Origin of the sequence: Prauserella endophytica (genome assembly GCF_005146945.1) — a bacterium.
In the GTDB taxonomy this organism is placed as follows: domain Bacteria; phylum Actinomycetota; class Actinomycetes; order Mycobacteriales; family Pseudonocardiaceae; genus Prauserella_A; species Prauserella_A endophytica.
The window spans coordinates 275,211-286,289 of record NZ_SWMS01000005.1; the positions used below are offsets into that span (position 1 = coordinate 275,211).

Below are 11,079 nucleotides of genomic sequence, written 5' to 3' on the forward strand. Positions count from 1 at the left end.
GCCACCGGGTGTCGTCCTGACCGGGCCGGGGCAGGGCCCGGTCAGGACGACTGCGTGCGCCGCGGGATACGGGCGCGCAGGGCCTCGGCGAAGTACTCGGGGTCGTCGACGGTGACCGTGAAGTCGCGGTGCCGTACGCCGATCGGCTCGTGCCCGTGGACCGGCTCGTGGAAGGTGATGCGCACCTTGCCGTCGACGGTGGTCACGTCGGCGATGTTGGCCAGTGGCGTCTCGAAGCGCCAGTGGCCGTAGCTGACCTGGAGGCAGTCGCGGTCCACGCGTACCCGCGAGTTTCCCCGGTACACGCCGAACAACGGCAGCACAGCGTGCAGGGGGCCGCTGAAGGTGAAGCCGGAGGCGAGGAGCCCCTCTGGATTCGGCAGGTGGGTCTCGGCCGCGCGCCACGGATCGCCCGAGCTGCGGCACTCCCTGCGGAGCTGCGCTGCGAAACGGCGGTTGTACGAAGTCACGACGTCGAGGTACCCACTATGGTGCCGCGCGAACCGGCGGGTTCAGCGCGAGTGTGCGAGGGCGTCTTCCACCGTGGAGTACAGCCGCAGCGTGTCGTTGAGCCCCACCACCTCGATCGGGCGGGTGACGGCCCGCTGCCCTGCGACGATGTGGAGGCTGCTGCCCTTGCTCTCGGCGGTGTCGTGCAGCCGCAGCAGCAGGGTGAGCCCACAGGAGCCGATGAACGCGACGCCCGACAGGTCCACCACCAGGGGCTCGGGCGGCCGCACGTCGGCGAAGGCGTGCTGGAGGTGCTGCTCGAGCTCGGGGCCGGTGCACAGATCGACCTCACCCTTCACCCGCACCACGAGGGTGGTCCCGTGGTGCTCGTCCGCGACGTGGAGCAGCGGACTGGGCGCGGGCAACTCGGGCACTCGACCTCCAGTGGGGTGACCGCCTGACGGTCAGAGCCTAGCCCTGCCCACGACGGGTGCAACCACTTCTGGCCGTGCCGCGTTGCCTGGAACCGGCGCCACGGGGGCCCCGAGCCCCTTGAATCGGTGGGAACTCCTGGTAGCGCCGGGGTCGCACACCGTTTTCGATCAGCACCTGCCGAGACCCGAATAGGTGAAACCCGCCTCGGCGAGTTCGCCCGGATCGAGGAGGTTCCGGCAGTCCACCACGGTGGCCTTTTCGGCCAGTTGGGCGAGCTGGGGCCAGTCGAGGTCCCGGAACTCCGGCCACTCCGTGAGCAGCACGAGCCCGGCCGCGTCCTTCGCGACGAGCGACGGCTCGTCCACCAGCTGTACCTCGCCGAGATCGGCGGCCCTGCGCACGCCGGGGTCGTACCCGGTCAGCTGTGCGCCCTCGGCCGCCAGCCGCGCGGCGATCGCGAGAGCCGGCGACTCGCGCAGGTCGTCGGTGCCCGCCTTGAACGTCAGCCCCAGCAGGCCGAGCCGCACGCCGGAGAGCGAGCCGTCCTCCGCGCCGGTCACCGCCTGCCGGACCTTGGCCACCACGCGGTCGAGCTGGCGCGCGTTGGCGGTGACGGCGTCGGCGAGCACCGTGAAGTCGACCCCGGCCTCGGCGGCGGCGTGCAGCAGCGCCCGCGTGTCCTTTGGCAGGCACGAGCCGCCCCAGCCCGGCCCCGGCGACAGGAAGGCGGAGCCGATCCGCTCGTCGAGGCCCATCGTCCCGGTCACGTCGGTGACGTCGGCGCCGAGCCGCTCGCACAGCTCGGCCAGCTCGTTCACGTACGACACCTTGAGCGCGAGGAACGCGTTGCTCGCGTACTTCGCCAGCTCCGCGCTCGCCGGATCGGTGTGGAGGACGGGCGCGTCGAGCCCCGCGTACAGGGCGGTCGCCACCGCTCGGGCCCGCTCGTCGCGGGCGCCGATCACGATGCGGTCGGGGTGCAGGAAGTCGTGCACCGCGTGCCCCTCGCGCAGGAACTCGGGGTTGCTCACCACGGGGTGGCCGAGCGCGGTGGCGGCCCGCTCGGTGGTGCCGACGGGCACGGTCGACTTGATCACCACGACGCATCCGGGTGAGACGGTGTCGCGCAGCGTCGTCACGGCCGCGTCGAACGCGCTCAGGTCGGCCGTGCCGCCCTGGCCGGTCGGGGTCGGCAGGCACAGCAGCACCACGTCGGCGTCGCGCAGCGCCGCGTGCTCGGTGGTGAACGCGAGCCGGCCCGCCGCGAGGTTGCCTTGCACCAGCTCGGGCAGCCCCGGTTCGTGGATGGGGATCTCGGCCTCGCGCAGCCGCTCGACCTTCTCCGCGTCCACGTCGACGCACGTGACGGTGTGCCCCAGTTCGGCGAGGCACGCCGCGCTCGTCAGGCCGACGTAGCCCGCGCCGACCACACCCGCACGCAGCCGCTCACGCATTGGTCGCCTCCGGAAGCAATGTCCGTGCCGCCACGAGTACCTCGGCCTCGGTGAGCCGCAGCAGACCCGGGTCCGGCCGGTCCGCGAACGGGTCGCCCCTTCGGCCTGCCCACAGCACCTTGTGCCGCGAACGGTTCACGGGCGGGCCCCAGCGGCTCGGTGGAGTGGGGCCGAACAGCAGCACCGAGGGCGTCCCGAACGCCGTCGCGAGGTGGCCCACGCCGGTGTCACCGCACACCACGAGCGCGGCGTCGGCGATCACCGCCGCCAGCGCGGCGAGGTCGGTGCGACCCGCGAGCACGGCGTCCTCCCCGAGCCCGGCAGCCTCGGCGACCTCCCGTGCGAGCCCTTCCTCGCCCGCGCCGCCCGTCACCACCACGCGGTGTCCGGCGAGCGCGCGGGCCACCGCCGCGAAGCGGTGGGCGGGCCACCGGCGCGACGGGAACGCGGCGCCGGGGTGCAGCACCACCGCGCCGGGCGCCGGGTTCGGCACCTTCGGCGCGGGCAGGCCGACGTCGTCGGGGTCGGCCGGGATGCCCGCCGAGCCCAGCAGGTCGCACCAGCGCCGCACCTCGTGCACGTCCTCGCGCCACGCGGGCCCCCGCACCTCGGGCAGGTCCGGATGCCGGTGGGTGATCAGCTCGGCGGGTTCCGTCGCCAGCAGGTCGGTGATGCTCTCCGGGCCGCTGCCGTGGAGATTCACGGCGAGAGCGGGCGGCTCGCCGGGCAGGTGCAGCTCACCGAGCCCCGAGGTCGGCAGCACCTCGTCCACCGCTCCGGTCAGCTCGGCGAGCGGCGTGAGCGCGGCGGGAGCGGCCAGCACGATCCGGTCGCCGGGCCGGGCCGCGCGCAGCGCGCGCAGTGCGGGCACGGCGGTGAGCAGGTCGCCGAGGCCGAGCGCCCGCAGCACGAGTGTCACGGCCATGAGCCCTCTTCCTCGTGGCACACCACGAGCTCGCGCACCTGGCAACCCGGAGGCTGGCGCAGGGCGTAGAGCACCGTCCGGGCGACGTCCTCCGGCCGGTTCAGCTTGGCGTCGGGCGGCGGCTTGTACTGCTCGTCGCGGTTGTCGAAGAACTTCGTGTGCATTCCGCCGGGCACGAGGAGCGTCACGCCGACACGGCCCGCCGTCTCGGCGGCCAGCGCCCTGGTGAAGCCGACGACTCCGGCCTTCGCGGCGCAGTACGCGGTCGCGTCGCTCACCGAGCGCAGGCCCAGCGTCGAGGAGACGGTGACGAGCGTGCCCCGCGACCGTTCGAGGTAGGGCAGTGCGGCCCTGGCGACCGCGGCCGTGCCGAGCAGGTTCACCTGCACGACGCGCTCCCACTCCTTGGCGGGCACGTCGGTGAGCTTGCCGGGGTGGTCGATGCCGGCGGCGGTGAACACGGCGTCGAGCCCGCCCGCCCGGTCGGCCAGCTCCCGCACGGCGTTCTCGGCGGCGGGGGAGTCGGCGAGATCGGCGAGTTCGTACTCCACATCGGACTGTGGCGGCACGCGGTCGAGCACGAGCGGCGTGTCACCCTGCTCGCTCAGCGCCGCCACGGTCGCGGCGCCGAGCCCGGAGGAGCCGCCGGTGACCAGTACCTTCATCGAGTCATCGCCTCCTGTACGAGTCGGGTGGTGGAATAGCCATCGACGGTGGGGACGAGCACGATCTCGCCGCCGTGCGCCCGGACGACACTCGCCTCGGGCAGCTCGGCGCCCGCGTAGTCGCCGCCCTTGACCCACACGTCGGGGCGCAACCGGTCGAGCAGCGGCGCCGGGGACGGTTCGTCGAACACCACCACGGCGTCGACGGACTCCAGCTCCTCCAGCAGCCGCACGCGGTCGCTCGCGGACACGATCGGCCTGCCAGGGCCTTTGAGACGCCGCACGGAGTCGTCGGAGTTGACGCACACCACGAGCGCGTCGCCCAGCGCCCTGGCCTGCCGCAGCAGGCTCACGTGGCCGGGGTGCAGCAGGTCGAAGCAGCCGCCGGTGGCGACGAGCCTGCCGCCCCGCCTGCGCACCCGCTCGGCGAGGTCGAAGGCCGACGCGGCCGGTCCGGCCGAGGGCACGCCGTCGACCGACAGCGCGGCGGCGCCGCCCGCCGCGACGAACCGCGACGCGGCGTCGACCGCGGCGGAGACGGCGGCGGGCACGTCAGAGCCTTCCAGCAGGGAGGCCGCGGCGGCGCTGGCGAACCGGTCGCCCGCGCCGCACGTGTCGGGCCGCGACTGTCCGGTGACCGCCGCCTTGGCGGGCACGGGCACGCGCACGACGCCGTCGTCGCGGGGCCCTGACAGCAGCGCGCCGCGCGCGCCGACCGTCACCGCCGCGGCCTCGCAGGACCACTCGCGGCGCAGCGCAGTCGCCGCCTCGGCCGGGTCGCCGCAGCGCGTGAAGCCCAGTGCCTCCTTGTCGTTGGGCGTCACGAGCGTCGCGCCCGGCACCGGCGCGGGCCCGCGCGGATGCGGGTCCCACACCACGGGTACGTCCAGCTCGCTCAGCAGTGCGCGCACCTCGGGATGGGCAGCGACCCCGCGGCCGTAGTCGGAGACGAGCACCGCGCCCGCCGAGCGCAGCGCGCGGACGGCCCGCGCGGGCAGCGGCGCGTCGGCGGCGTGCCCGCCCCCGGTGTCCACGCGCACGAGCGATTGCCCCTGTGCGCGCACGCGCGTCTTTCGCACGGTCGTCCCGTCGAGTGGCAGCCGCACCACCTGCACGTCGCGCCCGAGCAGCGCGGCGAGCCCGCGGCCCGCGTCGTCGTCGCCGAGCGCGGTGACGAGCACGACCTCGGGCGCGGTGCGTGTGGCGAGCAGCGCCGCCGCGAGCCCGGCCCCGCCGGGCCGCAGCCACTCGCCGCTCACGTCCACCACCGGCACCGGAGCCTCGGGACACAGGCGCTCGGCCCTGCCCTCGATGTCGACGTCGAGCAGCGCGTCCCCGATCACCACGAGCGGCTTCACGCGGGCACACCCAGCGTCTCGTCGAGCGTGGCGCACAGCGCGTGGACGATGGCGAGGTGCACCTCCTGGACCGTGGCGGTGCTCGGCGCGTCCACCGCGATGACGTCGTCGGCCAGCGCGGCGAGCGGGTTGGGCTCCGGCCCGGTCAGCGCCCACGTGGTGAGGCCGAGCTCGTGGGCGGTCTTCACCGCCGCCACCACGTTCTGGCTGCGCCCGCTCGTGGACAGGGCCACGAGCACGTCGCCGGGACGGCCGTGCGCGCGCACCTGCCGGGCGTACAGCTCGTGCTCGCCGTAGTCGTTGACGATCGCCGTGGCCGCCGAGGTCTCGGCGTGCAGCGCGATCGCCGACAGCGGTTGCCGGTCGTGCAGGAACTTTCCGACGAGCTCGCCCGTGAGGTGCTGGGCCTCGGCGGCGCTGCCGCCGTTGCCGCACGCGAGCAGTCGCCCGCCTCCGGTGAGCACCGCGGCCAGGTGGGTTCCCCAGCGGTCGATCGTGGGCGCCGCGGACTGCACGCGGCTGAGCGCGCCGCTGAGCGCGGCGAAGTGCTCTTCGATCACAAGACACCTCCTGAGAGTTCGTGGACGGACCTCACGACGTCGGCCGGGTCGATCGCGAGGCACGGGTGCCCCTCGACGGGGCACTGCCGCGCCCGCGTGTTCCGGCACGGCGCGTCCTGGTCGCCCAGCACGACGGCGGGCACCCCGTACGGGGCCCACCGCGCCGAGGGCACGACGGGGGCGAACAACGAGACCACCGGCGTGCCGACGGCGGCAGCCAGGTGGGCGGGTCCGGTGTTGGGGGCGACCACCACGCGCGCCCCGGCGAGCACGGCGGCCAGCTCGGGCAATCCGGTCACCCCACCGAGGTCGAGCGCGACCTCACCCGCGACCTCGGCGGTGAGCCGTCGCTCGCCGGGAGCGCCGGTGACGATCACGCGATGGCCCGCCTCGGCGAGCGCGCGCACGATCGCCCGCGATCGCTCGGCCGTCGGCTGCCGCGCCGGCACCGAGGCCGCCGGGTGCACCACCACGTAGCCCGGTTCGCCTGTGAGCCCGGTGGTCTCCGGCAGCGGGCCGCGCAGGGCGAGCCGTCCGTCGTCGCCCTCGGGCAGGGTGAACCCCGCCGCGGTCGCCAGCGACAACGCGCGCTCGGCTTCGGGCGGGTCACCCTCGACGCGGTGGCGAAGGTCGAGCAGAGAGCCCGGGTAATCCTCGCTGATGGCTCCGATCCACGGCACCCCGGCCATCCGCAGCACGAGCGCGAGCGGCAGCGGGGACTGGTGGAACGACGTGAGGACCAGTGCCGCGTCGAGCCGAAGGTCCCGCAGCTGCTTGGTCAGCGCCTCGATCGACTCCTGCGTGAGCTCGGGCGGTTCGGGGTCGATCCAGGGCGCGCACCACTCGATCACCTCGGCCACGCCGGGCAGCAGCTCGGCACCGGCCCGCCCGCGCGGACCGGCGAGCAGCACGACCTCGTCGGAGCCCGCCGCGACGGCCCGCACGCACGGACCGGCGAGCAGCACGTCGCCCACGTTGTCGAGCCGCGCCACGAGTGTCCTCATAGGACCTCCATGGCGAGTCGCACGGCGGACGTCAGGTCCGGCGCCACCGCGGCCTCGCGCCGCGCGTGCTCGACCTCGCCGGGCAGTGTGCGCGGGGTCGGCACGAGGATCCCCTTCGCCCCCGCCGCGGTCGCGGCCTCGACATCGGCGCCGATGTCGCCGACAACCACGCACCGGCTCACGTCAACGCCGAGCGCCTCGGCCGCGCGGAGCACGAGGCCGGGCTGCGGCTTGCGGCACGCGCACGCGTCGTCGGGGCCGTGCGGGCACCACTGCCACGTCTGGAAAGGGCCGAGGAGTTCGTCGACGCGGGCGTTGACCCTGCGAACCTCGTCGTCGGTGAAGTAGCCCCTGCCGATGCCCGACTGGTTGCTCACCACGCCGAGCAGCACGCCCGCGTCCCGCAGCGCGCCGAGTGCGGCGCGCGCTCCGGGCATCGGGCGAACCTGCTCGGGGTCGGCGAGGTAGGGCACGTCCTCGATGAGTGTGTCGTCGCGATCGAACAGCACCGCGACCGGCTCCCGTGCCCGCAGCTCGCCGCGCAGGCGGTGGGCACACGCGGCGGGCGGGATGAACGCGCTCGTGACAGCCATGCGCGTGACCTCGGCGGGGGTGCGCGGACCCGGCGCGATCCGGCTCGCGGCGAACTGCGCGGTGAGCCCGGCCCAGGCCCCGCCCGCGAGCGTGGCGGCCCGGCGGCGGCCCGCGGCGAGCAGGCCCAGCGCGGCGGCGCCCGCGACCGTGGTGAGCGCGTGCCTGCCGAGCCTGCCGGGCCCCTCCCCGGTCAGCTGCCGCCAGTGCCTGCCGTGCTTGGCGCGCATGAGCGCGTTGTCCGCGTTGCCCCGCTGCCTGCGCACGCTGGCGAAGAAGTCGCCGCCGCGCGCTGGGTGCGTGGTGACCCGGCGGCCCTCGGCGATGCGGTAGCCCGCCTGGCACACGCGCAGCGCGAGATCGGCGTCCTCCCGGAACGCACGCGGGAAGCGCTCGTCGAACCCGCCCACTTCCACCAGCGCGCTGCGCCGGTATGCCATGTCAGCGGTGATCCACCTGGCGTGGGTGAGCGCGAGCGTGTCCCGCTCGTCGTCGGTGGGGCGCCGGTCCTCCGGCAGCGGCACGACGATCTTCGCGACCGACGCGGCGATCCCGGGGCCGAGCCCGTCCAGGTCCTCCGACAGCCGTTGTGTCCAGTCCACATCGGTCAGCACGTCGTCGTCGAGGAAAGCGATCCACTCGGTGCGGGCGAGCCGCCAGCCGGTGTTGCGGGCGGCGGCGGGGCCGCGCCCGCCGGATCGGACCTGCCGCAGTGGAAACCGGATTCCCGGCAGCGTCAACGGATCGCCCCCTGGCCGGTCGTCCACCACGATCACCTCGGAGGGGTGCGGGCCGTGTGAGCCGTCGAGCGCCCGCAGCAGCATCGAGAGCTGGGCACGTCCCGTCGTCGGGATGACGATCGTGTAGCGCAGGGACTGCAGTGGGTGCACCATCAGGCGTTCCTCCACACGGCGAAAGGTCCGATGGCGAGCAGGTCGACCGGGGCGGACCCGAAGCACTCGAGCGCGTCGCGCGGGTCGTCCACCATCGGCCTGCCAGCGGTGTTGAGACTGGTGTTGACCACCGTCGGCAGGCCGGTGCGCGACTCGAACCCGCGCAGCATCCGCGCAAGCACCGGCTCGTCATCGGCATCGACGGTCTGGATGCGGGCCGTACCGTCCACATGAGTCACCGCGGGAACCCGGTCCCGCCACTCCTCTGCGACGTCGTGGACGAACAGCATGTAGGGGCTCGGAATCGGGCCGCGACTGAACAGCTCGCGCGCGCGGTCGGCCAGCACCATCGGCGCGACCGGCCGGAACTGCTCGCGGCCCTTCACGTCGTTGAGGCGCTCCAGGTTCTCCTTGCGGCCGGGGTGGGCCAGCAGCGAGCGGTGTCCGAGCGCGCGTGGCCCGAACTCCGCGCGGCCCTGGAACCACGCCACCACCTTGTCGTCGGCGAGCGCGTCGGCGACCGTCTCGGCGATGTCGGCGGGCCGTTCGTAGCGGATCCTGGCCCGCCGCAACCAGTTCTCCAGCTCCGCGTCGGTCCAGCCCCGGCCGAGGTCGGCTCCGCGCATCGGCGCGGCGCGCTCGCCGAAGTCGGCGGCCAGCTGCAGGGCGGCGCCCAGCGCGGTCCCGGCGTCACCGGCGGCGGGCTGCACCCAGACGCGTTCGAACGGGCTCTCGGCGTGCAGCCGGGTGTTGGCAACACAGTTGAGTGCGGTGCCCCCGGCGAGCGCGAGATCGGTGTGGCCGGTGCGCTCGTGCAGCCAGGCGGCCAGCTCCAGCAGCACGTCCTCGACCACGCGCTGCACGCTCGCGGCGAGGTCGGCGTGCTCGGGAAGCAGCTCGTCGGCGCTCGTGCGGGCTGGCGCGAACTCGGTCCAGTCGAGTGGATCGGTGCGGAACCCACCGTCGCCGGTCGCACGGATGTGCTCGGCCACAGTGGAAAGGAAGCGTGGCTTGCCGTAGGAGGCGAGTGCCATCACCTTGTACTCGTCGCTGGAGCGGTGGAAGCCGAGGTGCTCGGTGAGGGACTCGTAGGCGAGCCCCAGCGAGTGCGGAAGGCGTTGGGAAGCAAGCTCTTCGAGCTTGCCGTCGCGGTACTCGCCGGCCAGGTAGGACTCCGCCTCGCCGCGCCCGTCGGAGGTCAGCACGGCGCAGTCGCCGAACGGCGCGGCGAGCGCGGCCGACGCGGCGTGCGCGACGTGGTGCCGGACGAACCGAACGATGCCGGGGTCCACACCGGGCAGAGCGGTCTTCAGGAACGCGGGCGCGCGGCGGGCGTACAGCGTGCGCAGCCGTTCCCAGCCGCCCTCGTCGGTGCCGTCGGCGTCGTCGTCGGCGAGCGCGGGATCGTACGAGTAGCCGATCGCGTCCAGGTCGGCTGGGGCGAGACCTGCCTTGTCCAGACACCATTTCGCGGCCTGCTCCGGCAATTCCCATGCCGAGAACGGCACGGCGGACTTCCCGTGCTTGCGACGGCTGAAGCGTTCCTCCTCCGCCGCGGCGACGATCTCGCCGTCCACGACCAGCGCCGCGGCGGGGTCGTGGAAAACGGCGTTGATCCCGAGAATGCGCACCTCTCTACCTCCCGCCAGTGGTGGCCGCCGACCGTGTCCAAGCCGGCACTAAGTCGCTACCCGCCGAAGCGGCTCTCAAACGGAATCGGTGGAAAAGACCAGGACGTCGCTACACAGCGTGGTTACGCTGCCGCGCCGCTTTCCGCGGCGAACCAGGCGATTGTCCGCCGGAGACCTTCACGAAGGGTCACCTCCGGCCGCCAGCCGAGTTCCTTCTGTGCCATGGAGATGTCGGGGCAACGGCGCCGCGGGTCGTCAACCGCGCCGGGCACCTGCCGCACGGTCGACGCCGTGCCGGTGAGCGCGCGGATCTCGTCGGCCACCTGCCACACCGGCAGCTCGTGTGGATTGCCGATGTTCACCGGTCCGGTCAACGTGCTGCGGGCGAGCGCGAGCAGGCCGGAGACCGTGTCGTCCACGTAGCACACCGAGCGCGTCTGGTCACCCGATCCGGCGATCGTGAGTGGTTCACCCGCGAGCGCCTGCGTGATGAAGTTCGGGATCATGCGGCCGTCGTCGGCGCGCATACGCGGCCCGTAGGTGTTGAAGATCCGGGCGATCGCGACATCCGTTCCGTGCTGCCGCTGATGGGCCATCGTCAGCGCCTCGGCGTAGCGCTTCGCCTCGTCGTACACGCTGCGCGGGCCGACGGGGTTCACGTTGCCCCAGTAGTCCTCGCGCTGCGGGTGCTCCAGCGGGTCGCCGTACACCTCACTGGTGGACGTGAGCAGGAACCTGGCTCCGTGCCGCTGCGCGAACGCCAGCGCGTTGCGCGTGCCCAGTGCACCCGCCTCCAAAGTCTCGATGGGCAGCCGCAGGTAGTCCCGTGGCGAGGCCGCCGAGGCGAGGTGCAGCACCAGCCGCGTGTCCCCGAGGTCCGGCAATGGGCGGGTCACGTCGTGCTCGAGCATCGTGAACCCGTTGTGCCGCCTCAGCTCCGCGATGCCGTCCGGGGAGCTCGTCGCGAAACTGTCCATACAGGTCACTCGATGCCCGTGGCGTAGCAACCGTTCGCACAGATGCGAGCCGACGAAGCCCGCGCCGCCGGTGACCAGCACGTGTTCCGAGTCAGCGACCATGGCAGCCGGTTACCCGGGAGAGTCGGTGTGAAAC

Annotated in this window: 11 protein-coding genes; all 11 read right to left on the minus strand. The window is 73.6% G+C overall.

Annotated elements, in window-relative coordinates; all coding sequences use genetic code 11:
- Positions 1 to 41: 41 nt before the first annotated feature.
- The 11 genes from FCN18_RS12325 to FCN18_RS12375 all read right to left on the minus strand — a co-directional run bounded on the left by FCN18_RS12325 (position 42) and on the right by FCN18_RS12375 (position 11,045).
- Positions 42 to 470 carry a hypothetical protein gene (locus tag FCN18_RS12325; RefSeq protein ID WP_112275152.1) on the minus strand — a complete coding sequence of 143 codons (429 nt, stop codon included), beginning with the start codon at positions 468 to 470 and terminating at the stop codon, positions 42 to 44.
- A 42-nt stretch (positions 471 to 512) separates the two neighbouring features.
- A complete protein-coding gene (locus FCN18_RS12330) occupies positions 513 to 884 on the minus strand; it encodes an STAS domain-containing protein (protein WP_112275153.1) in 372 nt (123 codons plus the stop codon).
- Between the two features lie 168 nt (positions 885 to 1,052).
- The gene (locus FCN18_RS12335; RefSeq protein ID WP_137095011.1) at positions 1,053 to 2,339 is read right to left on the minus strand and encodes a UDP-glucose dehydrogenase family protein; all 1,287 of its coding nucleotides are present in this window, start codon (positions 2,337 to 2,339) and stop codon (positions 1,053 to 1,055) included.
- Positions 2,332 to 3,264 carry a glycosyltransferase family 9 protein gene (locus tag FCN18_RS12340; protein ID WP_137095014.1) on the minus strand — a complete coding sequence of 311 codons (933 nt, stop codon included), beginning with the start codon at positions 3,262 to 3,264 and terminating at the stop codon, positions 2,332 to 2,334. Before FCN18_RS12340 ends, FCN18_RS12335 begins: the two co-directional genes overlap by 8 nt.
- On the minus strand, positions 3,255 to 3,929 hold the full coding sequence (locus FCN18_RS12345) for an SDR family oxidoreductase (protein WP_112275157.1): 675 nt from the start codon (positions 3,927 to 3,929) through the stop codon (positions 3,255 to 3,257). Before FCN18_RS12345 ends, FCN18_RS12340 begins: the two co-directional genes overlap by 10 nt.
- Complete coding sequence (rfaE2, locus tag FCN18_RS12350; RefSeq protein ID WP_113644416.1) at positions 3,926 to 5,287, minus strand: D-glycero-beta-D-manno-heptose 1-phosphate adenylyltransferase; 1,362 nt, start codon at positions 5,285 to 5,287, stop codon at positions 3,926 to 3,928. The genes FCN18_RS12345 and rfaE2 overlap by 4 nt, the downstream gene beginning before the upstream one ends.
- Entirely contained in the window at positions 5,284 to 5,847 is a 564-nt protein-coding gene (locus FCN18_RS12355) for a D-sedoheptulose-7-phosphate isomerase (protein ID WP_112275161.1), read from the minus strand. Before FCN18_RS12355 ends, rfaE2 begins: the two co-directional genes overlap by 4 nt.
- On the minus strand, positions 5,844 to 6,851 hold the full coding sequence (locus FCN18_RS12360; RefSeq protein ID WP_113644417.1) for a glycosyltransferase family 9 protein: 1,008 nt from the start codon (positions 6,849 to 6,851) through the stop codon (positions 5,844 to 5,846). Before FCN18_RS12360 ends, FCN18_RS12355 begins: the two co-directional genes overlap by 4 nt.
- Positions 6,848 to 8,335, minus strand: coding sequence for an HAD-IIIA family hydrolase (locus FCN18_RS12365; protein WP_137095016.1), 1,488 nt, complete (start codon positions 8,333 to 8,335; stop codon positions 6,848 to 6,850). Before FCN18_RS12365 ends, FCN18_RS12360 begins: the two co-directional genes overlap by 4 nt.
- Positions 8,335 to 9,966, minus strand: a complete 1,632-nt coding sequence (locus tag FCN18_RS12370) for a carbamoyltransferase family protein (protein ID WP_137095018.1) — start codon at positions 9,964 to 9,966, stop codon at positions 8,335 to 8,337. The genes FCN18_RS12365 and FCN18_RS12370 overlap by 1 nt, the downstream gene beginning before the upstream one ends.
- A gap of 122 nt (positions 9,967 to 10,088) precedes the next feature.
- Positions 10,089 to 11,045: a UDP-glucuronic acid decarboxylase family protein gene (locus FCN18_RS12375; protein WP_137095021.1), complete on the minus strand. Its 957-nt coding sequence runs from the start codon at positions 11,043 to 11,045 to the stop codon at positions 10,089 to 10,091.
- Positions 11,046 to 11,079: the final 34 nt, after the last annotated feature.